Source organism: Shewanella sp. HL-SH8 (assembly GCF_051165765.1).
GTDB classification, from domain to species: Bacteria; Pseudomonadota; Gammaproteobacteria; order Enterobacterales; family Shewanellaceae; genus Shewanella; species Shewanella glacialimarina.
The window spans coordinates 93268-120068 of the sequence record NZ_CP195039.1 but is presented as its reverse complement, the minus strand read 5'-3'; the positions used below and the strand labels follow the sequence as shown (position 1 = coordinate 120068).

Genomic DNA, 26801 nt, shown 5'->3' with positions numbered 1-26801 from the left:
TTATGAAAAACAATTTGATTCGATTCAATATTAAAGCTGGACTCGCTATTGTTATTTTAACCGGTTTATCGGCTTGCTCAACCTTAGGTGTTGAGCCCTGGGAAAAAGATCAACTTGCAAGAGCTGATATGGCTCTAGACAGTGAAAAGCTTGATATGGCCTTAGATGATCATATTTATTTTAGTAAAGAAGGCACCAGTGGTGGCCGCTCATTAGCGGGCGGAGGTTGCGGATGCAATTAACTCAAAAACGCAATATAGCAGGCGCCATAGCCATGGCGAGTTGCAGCTTAATTAACCCTAGTGCTCAAGCGACAGACCTTAATGACACCGTAAAATCAGACGATTGGAAAGTAGATGCCGCCATTATGTATTACGGCGAGCAAGATAGAGTGCAAGCCGCTGAAGTGATCGGCAATGTGCAGAAATCGTTTGGCGATAGCTCATTATTAGACATGAAGCTGGTAGTGGATAGTTTAACGGGTGCATCGGCGTCAGGTGCGGTGGCGCAGGACAGTAGCCAAACCTTTACTCGCCCTTCTGGTAATGGTGAATATACCGTTACCCCTGGTGAAACGCCGCTTGATGACACTTTCCACGATACGCGCGTGCAATTAAGCGCGAACTGGATGGAAGTACTTAATCCAGATTGGACCTTAAACGTGGGCTTGAATGGCTCAACCGAATTTGACTATTTATCGTTAGGTTTAAATGCGGGTCTTGAGCGTAGCTTTAATAAAAACAACACAATAGTGGCGTTATCAGGGGCGTTTACCCAAGATACCATTGATGCCGTAGGTGGCAGACCTGTGGCGTTATCTGAAATGGCACTGAGATCTAAATATGATACCGAAGCCGCGTTTCAAGCGGCATTTGATGACACGCGTCAATCGGGTACCGATGACAAGCAAACGATTGACCTAATGCTTGGGGTAACCCAAAATATTAATCGCTTTTGGTTAATGCAAGCTAACTATGGTATTTCGAATGTGTCGGGTTACATGAGCGACCCATATAAGGTGTTATCTCAAGTGGATAACAGCGGTACCGCACAGGCGTACCTATATGAGAATCGCCCTGAAGATCGCTTAAAACACAGTGTGTTTTTAATGACCAAAGGCGCGTTAGATTCTGGTGTAGTTGATTTTTCTTATCGCTACAGTACCGATGATTGGGATATTTCATCACATACCTTGGAAACCCATTATCGTTATTATTTGAGCCCGAGTATTTATGCTCAGATACACCTACGTTACTACCAACAACAAGCAGCAAACTTTTATCAGCCATTTTTGTTGGCGGATGAGCCGTTACCTGAATTTGCCAGCGCAGATTATCGTATTGGTAATATGACCGCGTATACGGTGGGATTAAAGTTTGGTCAACGGTTATCTGGCGGACATGAATTAAGCTACCGTTTAGAGTACTACCAGCAAAACCCAGAAAATAATGGCACTGAGTTAATTGGGCAGTTGAATCAATTTGAACAATTCCCTGCGGTGAAAGCGATTGTGGCACAAGTGAGTTATTCGTTTTAAGATGAACACATAATGTGTTTGTGGACAATGCGCTAATGAGCGGTGCCAATTTGAGTGCTAATCAGACTTATGATGCCAATCAAACCCCTTCAGCGACTTTACAGAGTCGCAGTTGGGGCTTTTTAGGGTGTTTTCGCGCTATGGCAAGCCCTTGTGAGCTATTAATGGCAACAGATAACGCCGATATAGCCCAAGCTATGTTGGATATTGCCCACAAGGAAGCCATTCGCATAGAGCAAAAATATAGCCGCTTTTTAAGTCATAACCCCCTATGGCAGATAAATAATGCCCAAGGTGCTGCTATCCCTATCGATACAGAAACCCTACAATTGCTAACGTTTGCCCAGCAATGCTACCAATTAAGTGATGGTGATTTTGATATTAGCGCGGGCCCATTAATGCGTTTGTGGCGTTTTGATGCCGGCGCTAAAGTGCCCGCCGATGCCGATATTATGCTGGCAAAAGAACAGGTAAACTTTTCTGCGGTGAAGTTTGATGAACAACAAATCACTATGCCAGCGCAAATGAATCTTGATTTTGGCGGCATAGGTAAAGAATACGCCGTCGATAAAGTGGCTTATTTATTAGCAGAAAAATGGCCTAGTATTTCTGTATTAGTTAACTTTGGCGGCGATATTAGCTGCTTAGTGCCCAAAGTAGGCGACCCATGGCAAATTGGGATTGAAAACCCCGATGCATTAGATAATGCAGCCGCCTTATTAAGTGTTCATCAGGGTGCTTTAGCAACCAGCGGCGATACGCGGCGATTCATTGAGGTGAATGGGCGTCGTTATGGGCATATTATTAATCCAGGCACAGGTTACCCCGTGCTTGATGCGCCTCGGTCAGTCACTGTGTTGGGGCCTAATTGCGTTACAGCGGGCATGTTAGCGACAATGGCCATGTTGCAGGGTAAAGATGCTGAGATTTTTCTTCAACAACAATCAGTAAACTTTAAAGTATTCAGATAGTTTATAACGTAAGGCGAAATTAACATGCGGATATTACTGGTTGAAGACAATGCATTATTGGCGCAGGGCGTGTGCCTCAGTTTAACTAAATTGGGCATGCAAGTTGATCACCTTTCGACCTACCAACAGGCGTTGAATGCGTTAGGTTATGAAGACTTTAGCGTGATTATTCTTGATTTAGGCTTACCAGACGGTGATGGCGCTGATTTACTTAAGCGTTGGCGCAAAAACGGGGTGTCTATTCCGACTATTGTGCTGACCGCTAATACTGATTTTGATATGCGCCTGGCCTGTTTAGATATGGGGGCCGATGATTACCTAAGTAAACCTTTTGACGTGAGAGAGTTAGCGGCAAGGTTGCGCGCTATTGTGAGGCGACAGCATGGCCTAGACCATAATCAATTTGAGTATGGTGCATTAAGTATCGACTTTTCTAAATGTGAAGTGCATTTTCGTGGTGAACTCGTTCATCTTTCGCGACGAGAATATCAATTATTACTTGAGTTTGCTCAGTCCGCAGGGCGAGTGTTAACGCGCTCTCAACTTGAACAATTAACCTATGGCTGGGATGAGGTTGGCAGTAACTCTATTGAAGTGCATATTCATCATTTACGTAAGAAAATGGCTAACGAACTCATCAAAACAGTGCGCGGTATTGGTTATACCTTAGTTGAGGTTGTTTAATGTCGGTAAAATCGAATCGGGGTTTAAGCTCGCTGTACTCGCTGCGCATGCTAATGGGCGTTGCTATGGTAACGGCCATTATCATTACCGTGGCTATCACTAATTTACTCAGCCGAGATGATGCTAGTAGACAAATAGAAGAGTTATTTGATGCGCAAATGCTGCAAACAGCCAAAGTGCTGGAATTGTTTTATGTGAGTGAGTTTACCGGCGTAAAAATTAAACAACTTATTCAACAGCCTATAAAACTGCATGTGCAACAAACCGATATTGAAACCTTTGCAGAGCAGTCGACCACAGCCAACTTGATGTATGAAAACAAAATGTCTTTTCAACTGTTGAGCGAGTCAGGGGAATTATTAGTTTATTCAGATAGCTCCGGTGAGAAATCACTAAGTCGTTTGGCTCAGGGGTATGAGTTACGCAACATTGATAATGCCTTGTGGCACGTGTTTAGCTATTTTTCCAAAACACATAGGATATGGATTGTTACTGCACAAAGTGAGGATGTTCGCGAAGAGTTGTTAGCTAAGATGATGTCGAATACCTGGACCGTGCCGTTCCTTGTGATGCCAGTCGTGTTGTTGGTGTTTCTATTGATTACTTATTACTTATTTAAACCAGTCAAAACCCTCGAAGCTAATTTACTGACGCGCGCGCCACAGGATTTATCGCCCATCAATATTGCTCTGCCTACTGAATTAATTCCGGTGCAGCGGGCTTTAAACGATTATATCCACCGTATATCACAGGCAATGCAGCGGGAAAGGCGTTTTAGTGCTGATGCCGCCCACGAGCTCAAAACCCCATTAGCTATTGTGAAGCTGCACCACAATGGTTTAAGGGATTTATATGGTGACACTGTTGAACAATTAGTCACTGAACCACAACAGGCGCAACTTCACTTAAGTGCGATTGAGCAAGGTGTTGATCGTATGAGCCATATGGTTGAACAGTTATTGTTGTTGTCCAGAGTCGATGCTATTGAGGCGCTTAATTTACAACAGTGTAGAGTGAGTGACATCATTGAGGCATCGATAAACCAGCTTATTACTATTATCGCCGACTACGAATGGCAGATTGATATTTCTCCTTCTATTATTGCCACGGTTGATGAGTTTTATATGGAGTTAGTGTGTAAAAATTTGATAGAAAATGCCTGTAAGTATAGTCCTAAAGAGTCGATTATCAGTATTCAAGCCATTGAGCAAGATAACAAGATTATCTTAAAGTTTGCTGATTCAGGTAAGGGAATGAGTGAGACGCAAATCGCACGAGCAAAAGAGCGATTTTATCGGGTGGATGAAAATGACTCCCAAGGTGCTGGTTTGGGATTATCGATTTGCCAGCACATTATTAGTCTACATGGCGGTGAACTTCATTTGGCAGCCAACCAACCTAAAGGCTTAGTCGTCAGTATGTCATGGCCAAACGCAACACAATAAACAGCGTGGATAACGTAGTAGCCGAATAAATTAGTTTGGACTAATTTATCTCTACAGACGTACAATGAGGTTATTTGTTAGACTGCATGGCTGATCAAAATACGCGTTTGCAATGAGCTATTGCAATAAACTGTCATAATGTTCAGTCACAATCATCGAACCTTATTTTATACAGTGGCTTTCTATGATGCCGCTGCAACTTCACTTATCGTTAAGGAACAAACATGATCACTCAAGGACAAACTTTACCAGCGGGTACATTAGGTCAATTAACTAAAGACGGCATGGTAAACCATAACGTTACTGAACTATTCGCCGATAAAAAAGTGGTTTTATTTGCCGTACCAGGTGCATTTACGCCAACGTGTTCAGAAGCACATTTACCGGGTTTTGTGGTATTAGCGGATCAGCTTAAAGCCAAAGGTGTTGATTTAATTGCGTGTGTATCAGTTAACGATGCATTCGTGATGAAAGCTTGGGGCGAAGCGCAAAATGCATCAGAATTAATGATGCTTGCGGACGGTGATGCTAGCTTTACTAAAGCGTTAGGTTTAGAAATGGATACCGCAGGTTTTGGTGGTGTTCGTTCACAACGTTATGCCATGGTAATTGATAAAGGCGTGGTTAGCGTATTAAACGTTGAAGCGGCTAAGTCATTTGAAGTCAGTACTGCAGAAGCGGTACTAGCTGCCCTATAAGTTTCCCTTTCATCACTTTAACGTGATGATGAACTAAAAAAGCACGCCATCATGACATTGATGGCGTGCTTTTTTATTTTAACGGCCTGTATAGCATGTGTATTGGGTGTACCTGAAACAATGTTAATGCAAAAAGAATTGATCTAAATCAAATAGATGTTTAACATGCTGCAAAACGTTTATATTAAATACATGTTAAGGGTAATTTATGTTAGATCAACATACAAAAGAGATTGTTAAAAGCACTATTCCGTTATTAGAGTCAGCAGGCCCAGCCTTAACTCAACACTTTTACCAACGTATGTTTTCCCATAATCCTGAATTAAAAGATGTGTTTAACTTAGCGCATCAACACACAGGAGGGCAGCCAGTAGCCTTGTTCAATGCCGTAGCCGCTTATGCTAAAAATATTGATAACCTGGAGGCTTTAGGCTCAGCGGTCGAACGTATTGCCCATAAGCACACGGGGTTTTTAATTAAGCCAGAGCAATATGCAATCGTCGGTGGTCACTTATTAGCAACCTTAAAAGAGTTAGGTGGCGATGCGGTGACTGAAGAAGTGTTAACGGCGTGGGGTAAGGCTTACGGTTTTCTTGCTGATATCTTTATTAATCGTGAGGCGCAGTTATATCAGCAAACAGCTGCCAAAAAAGGCGGCTGGCAAGGCACTCGTCGTTTCGTTATTAAAGCAAAGCAAGCTGAATCTTCAGTTATCACCTCATTCTTACTTGTACCTGAAGATGGTTTGCCGGTTGTTGAGTTTATCCCTGGACAATATCTCAGCTTATCAATTAATAACAGTCAACTAGAGCATCAAGAAATTCGTCAATATTCGCTTTCGGATGCACCGAATGGTGACTCATATCGCATCAGTGTTAAGCGAGAGTCTGCAGGTAAAGTGTCTAATTTGTTGCATGACTATTATCAAGAGGGCGATGTAATTGACGTTGTCGCGCCAGCGGGGGATTTTGTGCTTACCGCCACCAACGATACGCCTGTGGTGTTGTTATCTGCTGGAGTGGGATTAACGCCAATGAAGAGTATGTTGAACCAACTGCTATTAAAGTTACACAGTAGCAATATCACTTGGGTACATGCCTGTGAAGACGGAGATCAACATGCCTTTAAAGTGTGTACCTCGGATCAGGTGGCACAGAATATTCATTTAGATCGTTATGTGTGGTATCGCAAGCCAATAGCCACAGATTTACCTGCTGAAGACTATGATTTTGAAGGTACTATTGAATTAGCAAAAATTGCCCAGCGCATATTACCTAACGCACAATATTATTTCTGTGGTCCTATTGGATTTATGAAAGTGGTCAAACAGCAATTATTGGCGCTGAATGTGCCAGAGGGGCAGTTACACTATGAAGTGTTCGGCCCACATTCAGACCTGTAATCGACTTTATGTGAATCTTATGTAAGTAAAATGGACGCTAAAAGCGTCCATTTTTTGTATAAACTGTACTATTAAAAGCTAGAAATAGTGAATATATTCAGCACCGACACGATACAACACATCATCAAAACCTATTAAATCTAACTCATAATCACGCTTGACATATTCGGTTGCGAAATGCAGTAAATTATTCTGGTTGCCTAACGGCACTATGACGCCAAATTTTAAATGATCCACTTTATAAAATTGATTATCGTCATAAGCCCACTCACCAGAAAAATGGCTGTAAGATGCCGTAAGCTGTACGCCACTGTTGTTAAAGGTATAGGCGTTATTCCATTCAACAAAGTAACCTAGACCAGAGTGGCCAAGTACATCAACACCGTGGCCAAGTTCTTGGCGCGGCCAATCATCATCTTTTTCTTCTTCGCTGTAACCTGCGCCAAGTACAAAGCCAAGATCGTAATGGTTAACGTCAGTAAAACGACGATTTAAGCCTAAACCAGCAATGGCTAATATTTCAAACTCTTCTAGTTGCTGGCTATTGTAATGGCCTTCAACACGAGCGTGGGCACTGACGATATATTGCTGCTGATCACCAAAACTGGTAAAAGGACGATAATAATGGAGCTTAGCATCCATAGAGTTACGATAGCGGTCGTCATCGTACTTTTCAGAGTCTCTTTCGTAGTAATAAGTTGCCCGTGCGCGAATATAGTTTTCATCTAGCTTAAGGCCATTATTGTAACGGCGATCATCCCAAATGATTGAAAACCCACCACCGCGCGACATTGAGCTATATTCTGAGTCTGGATATGATTCAAGACCGACAATAACCGACGCGGCTAATGGCAAGGCCTTTTCTTCAGCCATAACAGAGGTACAGATATTGGCCAATAGTAAACTACTGAGTACTGACACCATCAATTTCATAATCTGGATAACCTTTTTCAATGTAAACTTAATGTGCTGCCTAATATTAACATCTTGAGGGCACATATCATTATAAAAAAAGAGGGATTAAGTAGTACTTAAGTGTTAGCTTTTGATCATGTTTTGGGTAATAAAACCCGGGCAATTAACCCACCATCAGCTCGATTTGCCAAACTCACTTTGCCATTATGTCGGTCGATAATACGCTTAATGATTGCTAGGCCTAAGCCTGAACCTACGCTACCACGCGCACTGTCACCTTGGGTGAAAGGCTGAAAAAGTGTTTCTGCTGTAGCTTCATCAATACCAGGGCCGTCATCTTCCACTGAAAAACCGACAAACCGACCTTGTTGGAAGGATGATATTTTTACCCAGCCATTACCGTATCTAAAGGCATTTTCTACCAGGTTACTCAGTACCCGCTTAATCGCTACGGGGTGAATAAGAATTTCTGGACATTCGCTTAAGTTTGTTTCTAGTACACCGGAACGATGACTTTCTTGCTGACTTATCTCTTGAATTAACTGATTAACTTGAAACAATTCACGGGCAACATCTTCATCATTGCGGATATAAGCAATAAATTGGGTGATGATGGCGTCCATGTCTTCTATATCACCGACAATACCGTCTTTTAAATATTGGTCATCTTCTACCATCATTTCTGATGCAAGGCGAATCCTGGTTAAAGGAGTGCGTAAATCGTGAGATATTCCGGCCATCAGTAACGCGCGGTCTTGTTCTAGTTGTTTCATGCTGTGCGCCATTTGATTAAACGCATGGGTCACTTCAACGATTTCCGTTGAGCCACTTAAGGGTAAAGGGTCGGGGAATTGGCCTTTTGATACCGCAAAAGCGGCCTTTTGTAATCGTTTTAAGGGTTTGTTTTGTTTGCGAGCAAACAGCCAACCGCCAGCGACACTGAGTGCTCCGATAACCAGCAAATATAATGTCAGTGGCGATAAGTCAGATTCGTTAATGCTAGTCAGCGGCACTTTTATCCACAATTTAGGCGCTTGCGGTGGGCGGATCCAAACATTTAACGTCTCGCCTTGAGAAAAGCGCACTTCTGCTTCACCGCCTAAATAGCCTGACATTTGCTCAGATAAAAAACCATAGTAAGCGGCATTGTCTAAACCTGCTTCACGGGCTTGCTTGAGATTGTAAACTGTCATGCCATCGTGACGAACTTTAGCGTTAAGTGCGTCAACCATAGACAGGTGCTCACGACCAACGTCAACACCATCAACAAATAGAATATTGATTTGCCTAGCAATAAGCTGGTTAATTTGCTCATAACTGGGTTTAATAAAGTACACAGCAACTGACCAGTAAGACACCAGTTGATTGATCAGCAGCAAGCTACCAATCAATACCACGGTTTGACTAAAGGCGTTACGAGGTAAGAGGCGTTGCCACCACTTTAAGACTAATTTGGCAGGTTCCGGCACGGTTTACTTACGCGCCGAACCGTCAGGCACGAACACATAGCCTAAACCCCATACCGTTTGAATATAACGTGGGTTGGCTGCATCTTTCTCTATTAATCGGCGTAAACGCGATACTTGCACATCAATCGAACGCTCTAGGGCAGAATAATCACGGCCCCTTGCTAAATTCATGAGTTTGTCGCGCGATAGTGGCTCGCGAGGGTGGGAAACCAATACTTTTAATACCGCAAATTCGCCGCTAGTGAGTGCAATACTTTCATCACCATGGAACATTTCGCGGGTGGCTAAATTCAGTGAAAACTCACCAAACTCAATCATTTCTTCTTGCTGTGCAGGGGCGCCGGGTACATCAGTAATTTGTCGGCGCATTACCGCTTTAATGCGGGCAAGCAATTCACGGGGATTAAATGGTTTAGGTAAGTAATCATCGGCGCCTAGTTCTAGGCCAATAATGCGATCGACTTCATCGCCTTTTGCAGTAAGCATCACAATCGGGATCGGGTTTTCTTGCTGACGTAAACGGCGACAAATAGATAAACCATCTTCACCTGGTAACATTAAATCTAATACGAGTAAGTGAAAGTTTTCACGCTCAAGTAGTCTATTCATTTGATCTGCATTGGCAGCGCTGCGTACCTGGTAGCCTTGCTCCATTAAATAACGCTCTAACAACGAACGCAGTCGCATATCGTCATCAACAACGAGAATTTTAGATGTTTCTTGGCCCATGAAAATGTCCCTTTTACCTTCAGCATTTTTAGTTAATATAACCAGTTTACCGCTTGGCTAATAGTGTCTTGAAAGTAACTTTAGCTTGAAGTCGCATTTTTATAACTATTTGTTATTAAATGCTATTGATTTTATTGGTTTTTAATTAATATCAATTAAAGTGTGAAAATTGTAACAAATCCCATTTTGTAGATAATTAACAAGGCTTTGTAAGCTAGGTATGCAAATTGTATTAAATGCTTATGTTTAAAATAATTTTCCCCACACAAACTCAGCGTTAATAGCTTGATCTGAACTGCTATAAACCTGGGCGTAATAGCCGTTAGCAAAAATCACACAATAGCTGATATCAACCGCCAATTTATTAGGCCAATATCCAAAAGTGTGATGGCGCTCAAGTGCTTGGTATTGCTGACCGAGAATATCCACATCACCATACTCAGAGGATAAAGTGAGTAGGGTATTTGCTGCGGACAGCGAGTATTGGATCGGTTGGGTTACAAGGTTGTGAGTGAGCAAGTCGGTTTTGGTTATTTCTGGTAATTCTACAGGCTGCGTGACTAAAGACTGTGCCGCTACAAACTGAGCTTGTAACGATTGTTGTCGGTAAAATACCAGCTCACTGGGAATAAACTGCAGTGCATCAGTCAGTTGCTTGATACGTCCCCAATGGTGGAAGCTGCTATTTGGTGAGTCGAGGTTGATAAAAACGTGGCTATAACTGGTATCAGGATTAATGTGCAGCAATGCCATTTGGTTTGCTGATTGATAAAGCCAGTCGCCTGTTATAGGCAGGTCATTATTGGGTAGAACACTACTTGGTAGGGCGCTATTAGGTAGAGCAATGTTCGTTAGCACGCTCGTCAGTAGGTTATTACTGTAGGCGAAACCGACATTAAAACACATTGATATAGGCAACATAATGACAAGTGTAAATAGCGGTTTAGGTCGATATTTATCAAATAAGTCTTTTAGCATTGAGTACATATAATTCCCTTTATGTGTACAAATAGAAGGTTAAGTATAGTTGATAAAATGGCACATAAAAAAAGAGCCTCATAAAGTGACTCAATTTTAGGTATTCATAAAGTATGATTTAAGTTGAGTTAGAAGCGGCCTACAACACCCAAACCTACATTATAACCATCAGCATCAGAATCAAGATCTTTTGATAAATCAAATGTAGCAGAGAATGCATCTGACATGCGTAACCAGTATGCGGTTTTAACCATAAAAGCATCATCAGAGCCAACATCCGCATAACCTAAACCCACAGACCAGGCTTTAGTCACATACCAATCTGCATTGAAATTGATTAAGTCATCAGCATCTGTGTGAGTCCAAGATGCACCTAGGTCGATACCGGTTGTTGTTTCAAAATCAATAAAGCTACGCACTTCAGCACCGTACTGTGATTCAAAGTCATCACTGCCATCAATATAAAAAGCGGCTACTTTTGAGCTATCATTGAAAAAATAACCCCCATCCAGTTTGTAAACACTGCCACTATTATTGCCAAATTCTACACGTTGGAATTGACCACCAACGAACCATTTTGAATCAAACACATAAGTACCATCAAAACCTAAAGTGTCCACATCGGCAGCGTCAAACATAGAATAGTTAGCGCCAACGTTAGATTTTTGCGCTAAAAAGCCGTTAAGTGCATAAGGGCCGTTTGCTTGGTCAACAGGGCTAACATAGTAGCGATATTTTGCATTCCAAATACCGTCGCCAAATTCTTCAGAGTTAGCGTTATAGCTTAAGCCCGCTTCGTGTTGAAACGCAGCATCTTGTGCAGCTACAGCAGGTAAGCCTAGAAAACCTAATAATAACGCTAGAGCAGTAACATTTTTCATCAATCATTCCTTTATTTGATTATTTTTCGCTAGGTAATTCAAGCAAGGTCGGGGGGGGAGATAGACTGAACATACAAGATGTTTAATCCACTATATTTTTCTTCCAAAACATCATGTTTGTGAAGTGTGCTTTCCTAGCGGCGCAAACCATAAAGCAAATGCGGTTAAAAATAAAATGAAACTTATAAATTAATAAAAAACTTAGACTTTTTATAAATGTCAATCCACTAAATAGAATGGGTTTTACTGTTGGCATTCTACTTTGTAATTAGTTTTATGTGCTATTCCGCTACATTGAGCTAATCGTGATATATTGCGCTATTGAATTTTATCCTCTAACTGTGATTATAAAATTATTATGAGAACGGCGATTGTGACCCGCGAAGGGTTTGAAAAACTCCAGCAAGAACTGCATTTTTTGTGGCGTGAAGAGCGACCAGAAATTACCAAAAAAGTAGCCTGGGCTGCTAGCTTGGGCGATAGAAGTGAAAATGCGGATTGGCAGTTAGTACCGCTAGCTGGGTACTAAATTAAGTTAAAGTACTGATACCTAGTAGTTATGAATTAGTATTGTACTATCTGCAACGTACTATTCCCCAGTATTGTTTGTGAAATGACTATATTAGGCGTGACTGAATATCAAGTTGCCCTGACTCTCTTCTAGTCAAATGAAAAAATGAATACAGAGTCAACTCCAATTTTCTCAACGCTTATCCCTAATCAGCTAATATCAGCTCTCTATTTAGCCTTCACTATGACGGTTTCTGACAATTCTTACAGCATCTCCAGTGACTAGCTTATCTGAAGGAATATTGAGGATTACATTTATAATGTCCGCTAATGCGTTATTGCTAAAGCGAAAGTTTGAAGGTAAACCATTTAAGCCATCGAAATTGCTATGCCACTACAGGCTATGATCTGAATAAAGCTGAAATAGGACTCTCTAGGTAGTCCTGATTCATCTGATTTTAAGAGAGGGGTATAAGTGTGGTATGTAAGCGGTGAAGATCGGGATGTTTCCGCTGTTGTAGGCTTTTATTTTAACATCAGCAAAAAAGCTTAAAGCACCTTTGTTTATTACGATTTATTATTTTTTATAAATATTTGCATTTAGTAGGAGAGAGAATGGAAGCTCTAGATTTATGTTCTCCGGCTAAGGGTGACTTTCGTCTTTCTAATACCTCTTACGATGAAGTAGCATTAAGGCCACATATAAGACAATGGAATGTAAAAATGACAGATAAAATAGATGACCAACCACCAGAGTCCGTCGACAAGACAAAGGATAAATCACCCGATTCAGCCGACAAGATAGAAGAGAACCTGGCTATATTTGATTTCGATTCACTACCTAAAAATGCTGAATGGTTCGATAAAAACCCTCACATGAGGCCGTTTACAGCGGGAGTTCTTTCTTATCTGTGTTCTGTATATAACCTCAAGAGAGGGTTCTGCCGACCACATGATCACAGCAAAGGCCCTAGGTTTTTATTCAACGAAAAAAAGGATGGTTCGATACTAAGAGTCCACCTTGCTCAACGTCACTTAACCGTATATATATCCGGCCCGAAGAGTTGGGTAAAAGCTCATGGGGCGACACAGTATCAAGGTCATCGAGGAGGCAACTCATCTGGCGAAGTGTCTAAAACGTATAGAATGAAATTCAAAATCGAGGAACCAGTACATTTAGAACACGTTGAGCGTTTTTTATTAAAGGTTAATATCTATAACTTTAATCAAGCTAAGCTTGGGTTTTGGAAAACAGCTCCCACTAACTGGGTTGACTTTAATGACCAGCTACAAGTTTCCAGCTTTGCAATGCAAGCGACTCAACGCTTGATTCAATGGCATGAAGAACTGTTGGGCCGGAAGTTTGAACGCTGGCTTAAAAATGGCCACTTGGCAGTTAGTGAAGTCGGCGGTGAGAATAAGATAGAAACGAGCTCAAGAGAGAGAGCCGATTTCACATTCAGACTAAAGGGTAAACCAGTGCTTGCAGAGCTAAAATCTGTCTGTAACTACAAGTATTCAGTCAAATCATGTATTCGAAAAGCTACTGGGCAACTACTGGAATATGGATTTTATAACTACAACAAAGATTTTTCAGAGTTATGGATTGTGGTCGATGGGACCCCAGAACAGGCCGACATTGAGTATATAGAACGACTACAGACCAAGTTCAACATCCAATATCGTCTTTATTACTTAGAGGGTGATGAGTTCACACTTGCTTGTTGATCTATGTAAACTAAATAAAGCGAGATGCGAGGTTCCACAAGTACTAATTATTGGGCTTGAAGGCACTTAAAAATCGTACTCATAAAACTCGCCATCCCAAATTTGCATTGCTAAAAAAAATCGCGATTGGATTGACTAAAACCCAAGGTCTTGGTTAAAAGTGGTGTCACCACTAATAAGATTTATAAATTAAAAAGGTGAGTTAAAAGTAGACACCACCTTTTCTCTAAAACTACCTAAAATCTCAAAAGATGGCGATTTCTCCCAAGTGAGGTCTTGATTGTTAAGTTGTGCTAAAATTGATCGGTGTGATTCATTTGTGGTTGGTGTGCTCAACCTAACTTTACACTCACTTTGAAATGGGGAACTAGCGAGTATTATTTCCCTTCCTCCCTGCTTAACAGAGGCCATAAAAGTTTCAGATTCCCTGAATACAACTGGCACATCAGGTATTTCTTCGGCGATACGATTTGCAAACTCGACAAGCTTTGGTGCTGCGAAAGTATATAACCAAGCATCTTGATTTGTAGCTTTATTTACTCTTAAAATTCTACCTAGTACTTGCCTAAAATACAGTTCAGTCTTAACCCTGCTAAGGTGACAACAGACCTGTAAACGTGGAATATCTGTGCCTTCGCTTATCATCCCTACACTGACTATCCAGTTCGTTGTGCTATTTCTGAATTCGTGGATTTTGAATGATGGATTTTCTTCTTTGTAGGTAACTATTTCGACGGTTTGTGCGTATTCATTTCTTAACATATTTAGAATGTACGCAGCATGATCTATCGATGATGCAACGACAAGTCCTGCAGCGTTAGGGTTGTGGATTCTAATGTTGTCGAGCTTGTTAGTCGCCAGCGTTAAGGCGTGTCGAATGGCTACATCATTTTTGATGATCGATTGGTGTGTGACTGAAGAGCCTTTGAATAGATCACCTAGGCTATTAAACGTTTTAGTTTCATTATCTTCGTCAGTAACCGAGATTTCGTCATTATCAATTAAGACAATCTTTGGGTTTCGGCATACACCGTCAGTTACAGCTTCTTTTAAGCCATAAATGTAATCACACTGTATTTGATTATCAGGGGCGGTATAGCGAGATAGAGCTATAGGTGCTTGATCAGAGCGCCATGGAGTGCCGGTTAGCGCTAAAGTGTATTCTGCTTGGTTTTGAATATTCAGTAAGATTTCTTCTCCCCAAGCATTTGCATCGTCAAGAGAACCTCCCGAGCAATGATGGATCTCGTCAAATACCACCAGTACTCGATTTTGTTTTAACAATTGCCAAAAATCCTCTTTGAAAGATAGCATGCTTTGATACGTATAAGAGCAACCAATGGCACCTATGACGCCATCGAAACGGCATTCCAGCCGTTTCGAGAAAGTATGCTTAATACCCTGCGATATATTTATCGAAGGTGAAAAGCAAAGTACAAAATCGATAAGGTCTTGTTCAAATAATTTAGCAGCGACTTCCGCTGCCATAATCGTCTTACCAGCGCCAGGAGTTGCTAAGCAAATAAAATGCCTGTGTTGATCATTAAAGTGCTCTAGAGCGCGGTTGACGCACTCTGATTGCCATTGTCTTAGATGCATTGAGGTTACTTTTGTTGATGAGCGAGAACAGATTTAATCGCTTTGATTTGCCCGAGTAGTTTCGAGCTATTTTCACGGGCTTGTAAGTATTGTGATTCGAGGTGCATCTTCATATCTGGGAAGGATTGATACAACCGCATATACTCTTCTGACTCACCAATGCTAGTGAGTAAATCAACTTCAGATTCTTTCAACCGTTCTTCAAGTTGCTGAATTGCATCATTAGTGATTGTTGCGGCTGATTTGGCTTGGTTCACAGTGGCAGTGGTTTTACTTTGCTCGATGAAATTAGCGTTAAAAAACAGTTCAGATTTCTGGTACACAAGCCTTTTAGAGTTTTTAGTCCCTTTTTTCAGCAGTAAATCTTTCTTAACCAGTTTAAGGATTTGTTTGTAAACATACTTGCGAGCCTCAATGGGATTTTCGACCGTTGAAGACATGGCCAGGTATGCGTCACGCAACTGTGTCACATTGAAGTCGTCAAAGTTCTCATCCTGGAGAATTGAGTTTAGTTGGGCGTTAATTTTGATGGATGGTTTTGACATTACTTTCTCGTAAGAGGCTCTTTTTCTCTAGCTCACAGAGCCAGAAGAACTTCATATTAATAATTACGGATTATAATCCGTGGCTTTATAAGCCGCAACTTTGGATAGTCTTTCTCTTTGACGAGACGAAAAATGAAAGACTTAGCTATCCAATTTGGTGCGAAATTGCGTGGTAAGCGCAAAGCACTCGGCATTTCTCAGGATAAATTGGCATTATTAGCAGAGATTGACCGCAGTTATGCAGGACGAATCGAGCGTGGAGAAGTTAACATCACCCTCGAAAAAGCGTATCAATTAGCTGAGGTTTTGGACTGTGACATAAGGGAGCTTTTACCTTAAATCAAGGTATTTATTTGAGAGTATTAGTATATTTGAGATAGTTGATAGGGAAGTGTCCTACGCTAAGGATAAGTGATGGGAAGAAGATATCGAAGTGGTTCGAGTGGAGCACAGATAATTAGAGATTCTGTATATATTTCAGCTCGCCTGCCATGGTGGGGAGCAATAGGTTTTGGTGCCGTACTTTTTGTACTTTTTTATTTTGGTATTCCAGCATATCTAGAATCCAAAATAGCCGAAACCAACGGTAGTATGGTAACTCAAGTATTTGAGTCACTGTTTTTACGTCGTATTCACTGGTTTGAGTGGATAGGTGTTGCCTGTGCTCTGATTGGTGCTTTCTTTGGCATTCGTAACTACTTGACTCATGGATGTACCAGCAACAGGGAACAAGGAATAGTAGGCTTTCTTTCTAAGCTTATTAGTCGAAGCATTGATTGAAAACCTAGTATTAAGTGATTTTTAATTACCGCTTTCAGTGGCGATTTCGAATTATTGTGCGTTTATATTAAAGTTTGTTATTTCCAGACTCATTTTTGGCAAAAGCTAAATCAGAACAAAAGTTAGCTCACTTTTGGACAAAAGCTTGTTAGATTTTTAGCTTTAATTGATGAGTTTCGGATTAGTATTTGTAAGTGCATATTCCGCCCATAATGGACCACTGCTCCGCAACTCAAGGACCAGCACTCCGAATTGCTTGGACCAGGCTTCCACTGAGAATGGACCACAAAATACCATCTCTATGGACAAAGCTGCGTCTTATGTGGCGGGCTCACGGCATAAAGACAATTGTCATTGGTTCGTCAATGGCCAGGAGTTGGATGCGCAAAGCGGTCAGAGGGTAGTGTTCAAATTTCTGTGTCATTTCTTTAGAATAAACCAAAAAGAGATGATTTATGACTGCACGTACATTTGATATCAATGCCCGAAAATGCGGGCCTTGTTATCAATCTATTCGCTGATTTATTGTTAGATTTAGCATCTTTCAATAAAGTAGATTCGCTCAGGTTTATGCTCTGGATATAAGAGAAAATCATCTAAGTAATCATCTTTAAAAAAGCAGTTCCAATGGTAGACACCTAAGTAAGCACTCATGAATTTCCTTATATTACAAGAGCCTCTAATTTTTGCCCCGACATAACCATTTGACTTCAATTCATTGAGGTTTAAGTAATCATTAGGCTCAACTGGCGTCATGTTTTCAATAATTCCCCAATGCCCTTCCTTTAATAAATCAGGTGTAACGAATTGAACTGCAATTAAGTTCTTTTCATTTAAATCCTCTATATTTAATTCATTTTCACTCACAATTTTTAAATCATAAAAACCACATAACACGCTATTTAATGCTTTTGGCGTGACTTCTATAACTACACCAACACCATAACTGACGCTGTCTTCAAGCGGAATAATAAAGACATCACCAACATTTATGCTCACTTTTTTTTCTTAGGCATTGCAGCTAACCTCATCATCAATCTAATTTTACTAATCCAGCTTCTTTAATTCCAAGCTATCTAATCTTCCCGAAACCCTTACGGTGCCAGTAACCTTTGTAGAACCAAAACGATTCCCTTTTCCCTCACCAGAACTTTTCGGCTCTGCAAGACCTAATTTACCTCTACGTGCAGGGCCAACAGGGTCTTTTTTATTTTGTACTGTATCAGAATCTTTAGCTCTCATGCCTGCCGTTTTTTCCTGTATTTTGTTATGTTCTGCAACATCCAATTTATCGCCTGGTTCAGCTTGGTCCACAATTTGATAATCGTGCTTAACCCCTAGCTTTTTGTCATGCTCCTTCTTACGCTCTTCAAAACGCTCAGGGGACTTACATTGTCCAATATAGCACTCACCTGTTTCTGGATTGGTCCTCTCATAAATAACACCTGTTTTCTTGCTCCCACTTGCACCAATATCCGCTGTCTGGACAGTTTCAGTCTTAATACTACAACTATTTGCACCACTGCTCGGTAATGCTGATTTGGCGATGAAGAAAGCACTTGCTAATAAAGACCCTGTTACTTTATATGAGGCTTTAAAATCGCTGGAAAAATTTACTCCTGCAGCAAACTCTCCTGAACAAAATGAACAACTTTCCGCATGATTTAGCAAGTTAACTTGGTCATAAGTCAAATTTGAACCGAAGCCAAAGCCTACTCCGGCAAGGTAATCTGCCGCATACCCTGTCGGATCTGTCCCCGCTAGCGGGTTGTTCATGATGTATGAGTACGGATTCACACTCTGGGTCGAGGTCGAGGTCGGGCTCTGAATTAACGGATCCACACTCATAAACCGGCCGAGGTTGTAATCTTACACCCGACCGTTCATGTGAATGAGCTGCTGCTCGTTCAGATGCTCATGGTCGGTGAAGCCGCGGCGGTTTTTGTTGGTGACATCCAAGTCTTGCAGCTGAGATATATGAATTCTGCATGAGAAAATGTAGGTCAAATGTACTCACTATTGCGAACTTGAAATATCAGTTCTAACGAGGAATGGGGCATAAATGTGTTACCGGCACCCACTTTTTAATTCATTTATCTTTGTCCAGTTATGGAAGACCATAGCTTCAATCTGACCCATTGCCTGCCGCAGGCTTATGTGCAGATAATCCAGCGAGACGCCGCAAGCAGATATATGTGGGCTTAACCAAAACATTTATGTTTTGGGTCCTCGCTGACTCATCTACACCCGATATTTTCATCTCTTCGATTTGACATATTTGTTATAATTTAACAATTTTAAGCTTGAAAATCTGAAATCTAAAAGACTCAATTTGAATTGAGGTCATCGAGAAAAGGTTGTGAGCTTAGCATGGATGCCAAGTTAGCTTTCGTTGGGTCATGGACGGCACATTGGAAGCGTTAGGGCTTTTTGACAATGACCGAAGCGGGCACAAACTCGGTCTAAAGCTTGATCTAACCCCATCGATAATTATGCGCTTTCAGCATGGGCGCAAGAGTTTTACCCCTTTGGTCTGGTGTGGGCGAAGCACCACGACGTTGATTTAAAAAAAGACCAAACCTTCATTCGAAGGACAACAAACTTTGAGGCTAACCGAGTTAATAGAATTTGTGATGTTTGGGAGGAAACCGTTATGATTGAAGTGTATGGAAATAGATACGCTGAGTTCGTTGAGCTGAATGCTTGATTTGGACATAGCTCTCAGGAGGATGGTAATATTTATCACCTCGACTTATGTGAAAAGTGTTTTAAAACAGCCATTTTTGCTCTCAAAGAACATAGAAGATCAATGATAATGTTTGATAATAACAAAGAATTACCAAATGACTCCTTTGGTTTGGCTTCAACTTAACCCGCAGTTCAAGAGGTTTGCACAGTGGATATTAAAAAAATTAAGTTTCTTGCTAAGGAATTACAGAATGCTTTACCGTTTGGTCGTGAGGGGATTGTTACTCCCAAAGAGTACGCCCATGCACTTGCTATAGCTGACGAACTGACTGACGACTACAAAGACAGCTATACGATTTTGCTCGATGTGTTGTGGCCTCCCATTCAGCGTTATGAGGATACAGCGCCCGAATTTACTGAATTTAACGAGCGGTTTGCTAAATCAGAGGTAGAAGATAAGAAAAGGCAAGTCGAGTTGATCAAATCAAGATTAAACCAAGCTGAAATCGACGTTGATGACCTGTAGTGCTTGCATAATTGTCATTATGCTCAACCATAAGCTCTTATATTTACGATGCTTTACGCCCTCATTCTGAATGTCTTTGGATCGTTTGTCACTCACAATGGTCAGATAGGCGGCACCTGTTACCAAGTGCAGCCCTCCTAAGAACCATACGTGCAACTTTCACTGCATACGGCTCAGGCCTCCACTAAGGCGTGTTTCAGCAAAAAATTCTAAACAACCAGTAAAAAAGCCACTTTTCTCAACCAAAAGTGAAGCTCAAAATGGTTACATAGTTAAGGATTTACCGATATTAAGGGAGGGGACAGATCATATTCCTTAACAAAGTGCGATTCCGCCCTGCGTTGGATCTGTAGAGCTAGAACGGCTAACTGACTATATACCGATGATGTACAATAGTAATAGGCTGCACAAATAATTATTCATAGTGGCTTTTGGTAAGATATTTTATTGATATACCAATCTTGAGGCCCGTTAGGAGTAGAAACAACTGCGTCATCGTCCACTTCTTTCTTCAATAATGCCCTTGCCATGGGTGAATCAATTGAAATATAACCTTTCGCATCACCATATATTTCATCTGGGCCAACTATTTTAAAACTTTTCTTTTCACCATTGTCATTTTCAATCTCAACCCAAGCACCAAAGAATACTTTGCCCTCCTGCTCTGGAGAATATTCAACAATTTTAATTGCTTCAATGCGCTTTCTAAGGAACCTCACTCGGGAATCAATTTGTCGAAGTAACCTCTTGTTCTCCTTATAGTCAGCATTCTCTGAGCGGTCACCAAGGCTGGCTGCCCACGCTACTTTTTTGGTAATTTCGGGTCTGTACTCACGCCATAAGTAGTTAAGTTCTTTATTTAGCTTGTCGAAGCCCTCGCGGGTGATCAAGTTAGTTTTCAAGGTTATTCCTACAGATTTATCTAGAGGTACTGTAAAGCCTTTTTTATAGCATCTATCGTTGCAACGGGTAAAAAGGGCTCGTTATTATTGCCTGATACTATACTGCCATGTTGCCCTACCTCCAATTGATTCCGCCGTCTAAATTCATCAGACAACAGATACTCAAGCGCTTCTCGCTCAAGGCCTGTTAGCCTTTTTGTGAGAATATCAGACGAACTTCGATCAAAGATCTCTATTATTTGGTTGATAGGAACTATCTCATTGACTGCCCGCTCTGCAGCAATTTTTTGTGAGTACAAGATCCTTGCTTGTAGTTTTACAACTGGATCTTTAAGTTCATCTATCCAAGCATAACTTTTGCCATAGCTTGGTTTGTTACTCTTTGGAGAGTTTTGGGGTTGCTTGGCAAAGCTTGAAATTAAAGTACGATAGACTTTACCTGTTTTGTTTCGAATGCTTTGTGCAGCAGGTACTCCTCGCCCTTGACCAAGCCGAGCAATTGTCGCATAGCTAAATTCATTCAGGCCTCTTTGTTGCTGCTCTATGCAAATTTGATATATAGCTTGCAGAGAGTGTTGTGTTCGCTCTGAAACCTCAGATTTTAGTTGTTTCAAGACGATTTCAGGAGATGTTTCAGTCATGTTAATCGACCAGTTTAAGAGGGGTTGCCCCCATAAAAAGTTGTTTCAATTCGTTCTTAGAAATTCGTTCACCATCTTCAAAATCATTTAAAGCCAAATCCCCATCGATAAGCCTGTCGATTTTTTCCCAGCTTTTTAGCCTTGAGAGCATCAATTGAGTCATTTGGTTACCCACTACAAGTTGTTCTGCTTCGTTTAAATGCAAAAAGTGGGGGGTAATACCGTTCTTCACCAACATCTTATCGAGAGCTTGACTCCTTCTTGTTACAGCTTGTTCATCTGTGCAACTGTGGTAAAGCTCTGCGTTTTCACACACTTCAGATAGTTGTTGAAATCCACTAACTTCACTGATTTCAACATTCACTAAAAAGTCTTTAGGTACAATGAGTTGTAGTTTTTTATCTTCAGATGATGAGTCTTGATTAATGATAGATTGACAGTTAACTAAGTGTTTATGAAGGGCATTCATATCACTCATGTATAAATCCATTTTTTTGGCTTTGACTTCAATTTCTGAGTTCAGTTTTCGTCGTTCAGATTGAAGTTTAAGCTTTTCACCTTCCAAAATAGACGTTTGAGTACTTTGTGATTTCTGCTGATATATTTGATGTGAGAGTATGTTTATCTTTGTTACAGTATCGTCGAGCTCTTTCTCTAAACGACTGTAACGTCGAGATTGTGTATTAATCGCCAAACACAATTCGTTAAATACAGCAGCCAGTCCCATCATAAATGCAGGGCCAGTGACAAAAAACCTACACTGAATACAGTTTTGCTCCCCGAGATAGCCGGCAGTAACAGGATGATAAATATTGGCTTTCATCGCGACGGCAGCTCCCCCTTCGTTACAAAACCCCCCACCAACAGGACATATGCCAAAGTCTCTGAAAAGATAACTCGATGTAGGTCTAGCATTATCGATGGTTGCTAGAAACTCAGTGTTGTTAGCGAGGAGTTGGCTCTTACATTGTTCAATTCGTTGGGATTCAATAAAATTTCTTAATGTATCTGCTGCTTTATTTAATGCCTGCTTTTCTCCAAGAGTAACTTTTTCTCTGATATTGGCTCCCGTTTTGTCACTCTTAATATAGTAAATTGACATGATGATTGAAGAATGACCGACCAGCTTCATAATTACTTCTATAGGCATGCCAAATTCATAAGCATAGGCATTAATCAAGCTAACCCGCATTGCGTGTGGCGTATAGGCTGATTTAAATGGTGTAAGAGCAATTGATTGCTGTTGCTTGAGTTGAAATGCGCACTCTTGGTGAGTTTGCCCTGAGTAGGAAGCAGAAACGAGTTGATCGTCTGAAGAAAAAAATAACGCAGCAGCAAGCCTAGAAGCCAACCTCCCAGCAAATGTACCTGGTTCATTTTCTTGAAAGTCACGAAACAAGAAGCAGTTGCGCCCCTTTTGTTTCCTTTGGAGTTCGTTCAAATTTGTTCTGGTGCAATCTAGCCACTCAGCAGGGTTGTCAATGTGGTTGTATTTCTCCTGCCATTTTCTTAATTTGATTAGCCAATACGCTAACTCAATGGGCATAAATGGAATTGTATAACCTCTCCCATCGAAACTAGTTTTGTTGGATGTGTAGTAAACGCCAAAATCTCCATCTTGAGTTTTGTTAATCATACTTTGGCGATCGGTTAAACCTGCCAATTTGTTTCTATTTGGGACCCAAGATACTTTTCCCTGCAGAAAGTTGGCTATCTCAAGGTCTGCTTCGCCTGAGTCGCAATAGACGATTTGCCTCCCTCTTGCTGGTAATTGCATTAATGCATAGGTATAGGTCCAATAGATAGGAAGCCAAATATACGTTTTATCCCCCTCAGTTTTGGTTACACAGTCCGGATCTGATGGATCAATTGCCAAGGAGTCATCAACTTGAATCCAATCGACAGAAAATTTATGTAGATGAAGAAGCTCTGAATAACTAATCTTTTCAAAATTTTTCTGGGGAAATATCCATTCTCGAGCACTTTTTACAAATTGATAAGGCAATGCTAGTTTGTTGGTTTCATTAAGTGAAACAGGTATTTGTTCTCCATCAAAATTAATGTGAGAAAATGGATTTCTTGCACCCTTTATACGTGATACTTCACCTGTATCGTCATCTTCTATAGTTAAGAATTTTACGATGAGCCAGTCTAAAAATTCATTGATTGAAAAGAGCCATTTTTTCTTACGAGTGATAGGTACTAATTCAAATAATTCAAGCATGAGTTGAATATTTGTTTTGCCGCGAGTGAGGTAGTCAAGTGGAGAGGTTTCAAACATATTGGGCTCAATGTATTCTCGGACAAACTCGCAAAGGTCTTTAACTTTAGTGTCCCCTCCTTTTGCGGTTTTTAAAAAATCGGTTATTAAATCACCCCATTGCTTCCATTCTGGTTCAAAATATCTTACTTGATACGGTCTTTTGATACCAAAGAAATCAAAAGTATTGGTCCAGCCATCACCTTTATAATACTCAATTGGAGATGCTGGCATTTTTCGGTCGTTCAGTTTGCTACGTAACTTTTTGTAATCTTTCAGAGATGTACATTTATGGGAAAAAACTATTTTTTTTAGCTCATGAAGCTCATATGGTTTGGGAATATCTAGTAAATCATACCAATCAATCCAGTCTTTGAATTTTTTATCAGGTTTCGAGGGCAGTTGCGCATAGTCTTTTTGGATTTGGCGGTACTGAAGAGTATCTCTGATTCCCAGCACTTTGCATGCGTTCTTTAGCTCACTAAGTTTATTTATCCTATTTGGCAGAAACAATTCAGTCCAAGATTGCCAGTCGGCGGAATAGGTTGCATTAGGGCAGCTGGGTAAGCGTGGGTCTTCACGGTAGCGCTGTTGGTAGTTTGCCTGTGAAGTGATGCCAAGGGCTTGGGTGGCCTGCTGAGCTGCGGCTAAAGTGGGATAGAACTTATCTGCTGTCCCTAAAAACTGGGGCCAAGATTGCCAGTCGGCGTAATAGGTTGCATTAGGGGTGCTGGGTAAGCGTGGGTCTTCACGGTAGCGCTGATTGTAGTTTTGCTGTGAAGTGATGCCAAGGGCTTGGGTGGCCTGCTGAGCTGCGGCTAAAGTGGGATAGAACTTATCTGCTGTCCCTAAAAACTGGGACCAAGATTGCCAGTCGGCGGAATAGGTTGCATTAGGCCAGCTGGGTAAGCGTGGGTCTTCACGGTAGCGCTGTTGGTAGTTTGCCTGTGAAGTGATGCCAAGGGCTTGGGTGGCCTGCTGAGCTGCGGCTAAAGTGGGATAGAACTTATCTGCTGTCCTTAAAAACTGGGGCCAAGATTGCCAGTCGGCGGAATAGGTTGCATTAGGCCGGCTGGGTAAGCGTGGGTCTTCACGGTAGCGCTGACGGTAGTTTTGCTGTGAAGTGATGCCAAGGGCTTGGGTGGCCTGCTGAGCTGCGGCTAAAGTGGGATAGAACTTATCTGCTGTCCCTAAAAACTGGGGCCAAGATTGCCAGTCGGCGGAATAGGTTGCATTAGGGCGGCTGGGTAAGCGTGGGTCTTCGCGGTAGCGCTGATTGTAGTTTGCCTGTGAAGTGATGCCAAGGGCTTGGGTGGCCTGCTGAGCTGCGGCTAAAGTGGGATAGAACTTATCTGCTGTCCCTAAAAACTGGGGCCAAGATTGCCAGTCGGCGGAATAGGTTATATGAGGGCGGCTGGGTAAGCGTGGGTCTTCGCGGTAGCGCTGATTGTAGTTTGCCAGTGAAGTGATGCCAAGGGCTTGGGTGGCCTGCTGAGCTGCGGCTAGAGAAGCATAAAAACATTTATTCATAGGCCTAACTCCCTAGCTTTTTCTCTAATTTCATCGTCTTGAGGTTTTATATACACCAAGCAACTTTCTGGGTTTTTATGGTGCATTGCTTTTTGAATTTCTAACTGATTAAAACCAAAAGTCGCGAGCCTGTATCCATATGAATGCCTGTGAGCGTGTGGGCTGGTTCCCTGATGCTTATCCGAATCTAGTCCAATACGTTCTATTGATTTTTGATACTTTTTTATAAAGTTTTTTTTGGATTCGGGTAGCCCTTTGCTGTTGGTAAAAAGATAAGGATGATCGCCATTTACTCTGGCAGATAGATAATCTCTTAGCAGGCCAGTAAATTCGACCGCTTTAGTGTAGGGAAATATCATGACATTAAATGAAAGGTTACGAGCTGTAAGCAGTGATCCTTTCCAACCCGAAAAAAGTCTGTGTGAGCGTGGATATTCATTTCGGGGCTTAAGATGAAACTGTAGATTTAAATAATCGCGACGGTTAGTAAAATTAGGTAATGGACTGGCCCCGTCGCTTGGATGAAACACTGAAAATATCGTAGCACCAGTTTTATTATCAATCGCAATATCATGGGTATAGATGTGGAAGCATTCAGATAGTCTTAGGCCACCATAGTGCATAAGCATCACGATGAGTATGCTGCCTAAATCGAATTCTCCTGTAGGTTTTGTAAATCCGTATTGTAAAAATCGTTCAAAGTGCTCGTCTGGAAAACGGGACACGGATTCAATAGAAAGCATATGAGAGGTTGGTGCTTGTACTCTACGACTCAATGCAAATTTGTTTGGTGATGGATGATTTAAGTGGTTTAAAAAGCAGTTTGATTGACGTTTGTAGTAGGCACACCATCGGATTCTTTCTTCTGCTTTAGTTGCTCGTCTAAGGGGATTTAGGTTAGGTAATTCGTGCCCATAAATTCCATCAATGTAGTCGCAATACAAGTTAATATGGCTTAGTAGAGTATTCACATCTGCAATTCTACGAGGGAACCAGTAGAGGTTTAATTCATCAGTTTGTTCGGTGTCTAAAGTTCCAAAGTTTAGGGCATCTACGAAAGATTGGAGCAACTCAGTTGCAGACATGTCTGAATCTTGATGTGCATCAACGAACTTCAAAAGTAGCTGAATTGCAAACGTATTCCGTTCAATCCAAGATTGGGATTTATTTCGTTTTGAGCAAAGAAATCTTAAATGGGAAATGAGCAAGCCATTTTCAGTGAAAAGGGCAGGAAGTTGTATCGCTGTAGTTGCATGAGAGGCGGTAAATGCAACATTGAGCTTTAGAATTGAAGGCATTTTTATACCAACAAATAAATAATATAAAATATATAGTTGGGGATTCTTATTTTGTCAAAGTGATAAAGATTAGTAAGGAAAATGA

General features: G+C 41.2%; 24 protein-coding genes and 1 pseudogene. 12 read left to right on the top strand and 13 right to left on the bottom strand.

Going from position 1 to position 26801, the window contains the following annotated elements; translation table 11 throughout:
• Window positions 1–2: 2 nt before the first annotated feature.
• The 7 genes from ACRWQN_RS00520 (at window position 3) to hmpA (ending at window position 6737) form a co-directional block, all read left to right on the top strand.
• Window positions 3–242, top strand: coding sequence for a DUF4266 domain-containing protein (locus ACRWQN_RS00520; RefSeq protein ID WP_226412590.1), 240 nt, complete (start codon window positions 3–5; stop codon window positions 240–242).
• Window positions 233–1537: a DUF3570 domain-containing protein gene (locus tag ACRWQN_RS00515; protein ID WP_434939424.1), complete on the top strand. Its 1305-nt coding sequence runs from the start codon at window positions 233–235 to the stop codon at window positions 1535–1537. Before ACRWQN_RS00520 ends, ACRWQN_RS00515 begins: the two co-directional genes overlap by 10 nt.
• Window positions 1538–1677: 140 nt before the next feature.
• Window positions 1678–2508 carry an FAD:protein FMN transferase gene (locus ACRWQN_RS00510; RefSeq protein WP_434940576.1) on the top strand — a complete coding sequence of 277 codons (831 nt, stop codon included), beginning with the start codon at window positions 1678–1680 and terminating at the stop codon, window positions 2506–2508.
• A 24-nt stretch (window positions 2509–2532) separates the two neighbouring features.
• Entirely contained in the window at window positions 2533–3192 is a 660-nt protein-coding gene (locus ACRWQN_RS00505) for a response regulator transcription factor (RefSeq protein WP_434939423.1), read from the top strand.
• Entirely contained in the window at window positions 3192–4637 is a 1446-nt protein-coding gene (locus tag ACRWQN_RS00500) for an ATP-binding protein (RefSeq protein WP_434939422.1), read from the top strand. The genes ACRWQN_RS00505 and ACRWQN_RS00500 overlap by 1 nt, the downstream gene beginning before the upstream one ends.
• 224 nt (window positions 4638–4861) lie before the next feature.
• Window positions 4862–5335 carry a peroxiredoxin gene (locus ACRWQN_RS00495; protein WP_226412597.1) on the top strand — a complete coding sequence of 158 codons (474 nt, stop codon included), beginning with the start codon at window positions 4862–4864 and terminating at the stop codon, window positions 5333–5335.
• 208 nt (window positions 5336–5543) lie between these two features.
• The gene (gene hmpA, locus ACRWQN_RS00490; RefSeq protein ID WP_434939420.1) at window positions 5544–6737 is read left to right on the top strand and encodes an NO-inducible flavohemoprotein; all 1194 of its coding nucleotides are present in this window, start codon (window positions 5544–5546) and stop codon (window positions 6735–6737) included.
• A gap of 78 nt (window positions 6738–6815) precedes the next feature.
• On the opposite strand, the gene ACRWQN_RS00485 is transcribed toward hmpA, so the two are convergent.
• From ACRWQN_RS00485 to ACRWQN_RS00465, 5 genes are all read right to left on the bottom strand, one after another.
• Complete coding sequence (locus ACRWQN_RS00485) at window positions 6816–7670, bottom strand: hypothetical protein (RefSeq protein ID WP_434939418.1); 855 nt, start codon at window positions 7668–7670, stop codon at window positions 6816–6818.
• A 116-nt stretch (window positions 7671–7786) separates the two neighbouring features.
• The gene (gene envZ / locus ACRWQN_RS00480) at window positions 7787–9121 is read right to left on the bottom strand and encodes a two-component system sensor histidine kinase EnvZ (protein ID WP_434939417.1); all 1335 of its coding nucleotides are present in this window, start codon (window positions 9119–9121) and stop codon (window positions 7787–7789) included.
• 3 nt (window positions 9122–9124) lie between these two features.
• Window positions 9125–9850, bottom strand: a complete 726-nt coding sequence (ompR, locus tag ACRWQN_RS00475) for an osmolarity response regulator transcription factor OmpR (RefSeq protein WP_226412603.1) — start codon at window positions 9848–9850, stop codon at window positions 9125–9127.
• A gap of 246 nt (window positions 9851–10096) precedes the next feature.
• Window positions 10097–10837 carry a hypothetical protein gene (locus ACRWQN_RS00470; protein WP_226412605.1) on the bottom strand — a complete coding sequence of 247 codons (741 nt, stop codon included), beginning with the start codon at window positions 10835–10837 and terminating at the stop codon, window positions 10097–10099.
• A gap of 119 nt (window positions 10838–10956) precedes the next feature.
• On the bottom strand, window positions 10957–11709 hold the full coding sequence (locus ACRWQN_RS00465; RefSeq protein WP_434939414.1) for a putative porin: 753 nt from the start codon (window positions 11707–11709) through the stop codon (window positions 10957–10959).
• 358 nt (window positions 11710–12067) lie between these two features.
• Here ACRWQN_RS00465 and greB (ACRWQN_RS00460) point away from each other — a divergent pair.
• Both greB (ACRWQN_RS00460) and ACRWQN_RS00455 read left to right on the top strand, forming a co-directional pair.
• Window positions 12068–12214 (top strand): annotated as a pseudogene (gene greB, locus ACRWQN_RS00460) (transcription elongation factor GreB); the annotation flags it as partial.
• Between the two features lie 620 nt (window positions 12215–12834).
• Window positions 12835–13947, top strand: a complete 1113-nt coding sequence (locus tag ACRWQN_RS00455) for a hypothetical protein (RefSeq protein WP_434939412.1) — start codon at window positions 12835–12837, stop codon at window positions 13945–13947.
• A 189-nt stretch (window positions 13948–14136) separates the two neighbouring features.
• Here the strand turns inward: ACRWQN_RS00455 and ACRWQN_RS00450 are convergent, their stop codons facing one another.
• Window positions 14137–15546 (bottom strand): DEAD/DEAH box helicase, encoded by a 1410-nt coding sequence (locus ACRWQN_RS00450; protein ID WP_434939410.1) that lies wholly within the window; start codon window positions 15544–15546, stop codon window positions 14137–14139.
• 5 nt (window positions 15547–15551) lie between these two features.
• Window positions 15552–16091, bottom strand: a complete 540-nt coding sequence (locus tag ACRWQN_RS00445) for a response regulator (protein ID WP_434939409.1) — start codon at window positions 16089–16091, stop codon at window positions 15552–15554.
• Window positions 16092–16223: 132 nt separating this feature from the next.
• Between ACRWQN_RS00445 and ACRWQN_RS00440 the strand changes: the two genes are divergently transcribed.
• Both ACRWQN_RS00440 and ACRWQN_RS00435 read left to right on the top strand, forming a co-directional pair.
• Window positions 16224–16430 (top strand): helix-turn-helix domain-containing protein, encoded by a 207-nt coding sequence (locus ACRWQN_RS00440; RefSeq protein WP_434939407.1) that lies wholly within the window; start codon window positions 16224–16226, stop codon window positions 16428–16430.
• A gap of 75 nt (window positions 16431–16505) precedes the next feature.
• Window positions 16506–16871: a hypothetical protein gene (locus ACRWQN_RS00435; RefSeq protein WP_434939406.1), complete on the top strand. Its 366-nt coding sequence runs from the start codon at window positions 16506–16508 to the stop codon at window positions 16869–16871.
• A gap of 534 nt (window positions 16872–17405) precedes the next feature.
• On the opposite strand, the gene ACRWQN_RS00430 is transcribed toward ACRWQN_RS00435, so the two are convergent.
• Window positions 17406–17870: an Imm26 family immunity protein gene (locus tag ACRWQN_RS00430; RefSeq protein WP_434939404.1), complete on the bottom strand. Its 465-nt coding sequence runs from the start codon at window positions 17868–17870 to the stop codon at window positions 17406–17408.
• 48 nt (window positions 17871–17918) lie between these two features.
• Complete coding sequence (locus tag ACRWQN_RS00425) at window positions 17919–18647, bottom strand: hypothetical protein (RefSeq protein ID WP_434939402.1); 729 nt, start codon at window positions 18645–18647, stop codon at window positions 17919–17921.
• A 1120-nt stretch (window positions 18648–19767) separates the two neighbouring features.
• Between ACRWQN_RS00425 and ACRWQN_RS00420 the strand changes: the two genes are divergently transcribed.
• Entirely contained in the window at window positions 19768–20085 is a 318-nt protein-coding gene (locus ACRWQN_RS00420) for a hypothetical protein (protein ID WP_434939401.1), read from the top strand.
• Between the two features lie 419 nt (window positions 20086–20504).
• Here the strand turns inward: ACRWQN_RS00420 and greB (ACRWQN_RS00415) are convergent, their stop codons facing one another.
• The 4 genes from greB (ACRWQN_RS00415) to gmtY are packed head-to-tail and all read right to left on the bottom strand — an operon-like array spanning window position 20505 to window position 26716.
• Window positions 20505–20987 carry a transcription elongation factor GreB gene (gene greB / locus ACRWQN_RS00415; protein ID WP_434939400.1) on the bottom strand — a complete coding sequence of 161 codons (483 nt, stop codon included), beginning with the start codon at window positions 20985–20987 and terminating at the stop codon, window positions 20505–20507.
• Between the two features lie 20 nt (window positions 20988–21007).
• Window positions 21008–21628 (bottom strand): gamma-mobile-trio protein GmtX, encoded by a 621-nt coding sequence (gmtX, locus tag ACRWQN_RS00410; protein WP_434939399.1) that lies wholly within the window; start codon window positions 21626–21628, stop codon window positions 21008–21010.
• A gap of 1 nt (window position 21629) precedes the next feature.
• Window positions 21630–25418, bottom strand: coding sequence for a gamma-mobile-trio integrase GmtZ (gene gmtZ, locus ACRWQN_RS00405; protein ID WP_434939398.1), 3789 nt, complete (start codon window positions 25416–25418; stop codon window positions 21630–21632).
• Window positions 25415–26716: a gamma-mobile-trio recombinase GmtY gene (gmtY, locus tag ACRWQN_RS00400; protein WP_434939396.1), complete on the bottom strand. Its 1302-nt coding sequence runs from the start codon at window positions 26714–26716 to the stop codon at window positions 25415–25417. The genes gmtZ and gmtY overlap by 4 nt, the downstream gene beginning before the upstream one ends.
• Window positions 26717–26801 lie beyond the last annotated feature (85 nt).

Excerpts from the sequence above, each read along its gene's own strand:
- ompR (WP_226412603.1), bottom strand. The coding sequence starts at position 9,850 with ATGGGCCAAGAAACATCTAAAATTCTCGTTGTTGATGACGATATGCGA.
- ACRWQN_RS00510 (WP_434940576.1), top strand. The coding sequence starts at position 1,678 with ATGGCAAGCCCTTGTGAGCTATTAATGGCAACAGATAACGCCGATATA.
- ACRWQN_RS00450 (WP_434939410.1), bottom strand. The coding sequence starts at position 15,546 with ATGCATCTAAGACAATGGCAATCAGAGTGCGTCAACCGCGCTCTAGAG.
- ACRWQN_RS00505 (WP_434939423.1), top strand. The coding sequence starts at position 2,533 with ATGCGGATATTACTGGTTGAAGACAATGCATTATTGGCGCAGGGCGTG.
- ACRWQN_RS00425 (WP_434939402.1), bottom strand. The coding sequence starts at position 18,647 with ATGAACAACCCGCTAGCGGGGACAGATCCGACAGGGTATGCGGCAGAT.
- ACRWQN_RS00455 (WP_434939412.1), top strand. The coding sequence starts at position 12,835 with ATGGAAGCTCTAGATTTATGTTCTCCGGCTAAGGGTGACTTTCGTCTT.
- ACRWQN_RS00485 (WP_434939418.1), bottom strand. The coding sequence starts at position 7,670 with ATGAAATTGATGGTGTCAGTACTCAGTAGTTTACTATTGGCCAATATC.
- ACRWQN_RS00500 (WP_434939422.1), top strand. The coding sequence starts at position 3,192 with ATGTCGGTAAAATCGAATCGGGGTTTAAGCTCGCTGTACTCGCTGCGC.
- ACRWQN_RS00440 (WP_434939407.1), top strand. The coding sequence starts at position 16,224 with ATGAAAGACTTAGCTATCCAATTTGGTGCGAAATTGCGTGGTAAGCGC.
- gmtY (WP_434939396.1), bottom strand. The coding sequence starts at position 26,716 with ATGCCTTCAATTCTAAAGCTCAATGTTGCATTTACCGCCTCTCATGCA.
- ACRWQN_RS00465 (WP_434939414.1), bottom strand. The coding sequence starts at position 11,709 with ATGAAAAATGTTACTGCTCTAGCGTTATTATTAGGTTTTCTAGGCTTA.
- ACRWQN_RS00495 (WP_226412597.1), top strand. The coding sequence starts at position 4,862 with ATGATCACTCAAGGACAAACTTTACCAGCGGGTACATTAGGTCAATTA.
- ACRWQN_RS00435 (WP_434939406.1), top strand. The coding sequence starts at position 16,506 with ATGGGAAGAAGATATCGAAGTGGTTCGAGTGGAGCACAGATAATTAGA.
- ACRWQN_RS00470 (WP_226412605.1), bottom strand. The coding sequence starts at position 10,837 with ATGTACTCAATGCTAAAAGACTTATTTGATAAATATCGACCTAAACCG.
- ACRWQN_RS00515 (WP_434939424.1), top strand. The coding sequence starts at position 233 with ATGCAATTAACTCAAAAACGCAATATAGCAGGCGCCATAGCCATGGCG.
- gmtZ (WP_434939398.1), bottom strand. The coding sequence starts at position 25,418 with ATGAATAAATGTTTTTATGCTTCTCTAGCCGCAGCTCAGCAGGCCACC.
- ACRWQN_RS00520 (WP_226412590.1), top strand. The coding sequence starts at position 3 with ATGAAAAACAATTTGATTCGATTCAATATTAAAGCTGGACTCGCTATT.
- ACRWQN_RS00445 (WP_434939409.1), bottom strand. The coding sequence starts at position 16,091 with ATGTCAAAACCATCCATCAAAATTAACGCCCAACTAAACTCAATTCTC.
- gmtX (WP_434939399.1), bottom strand. The coding sequence starts at position 21,628 with ATGACTGAAACATCTCCTGAAATCGTCTTGAAACAACTAAAATCTGAG.
- hmpA (WP_434939420.1), top strand. The coding sequence starts at position 5,544 with ATGTTAGATCAACATACAAAAGAGATTGTTAAAAGCACTATTCCGTTA.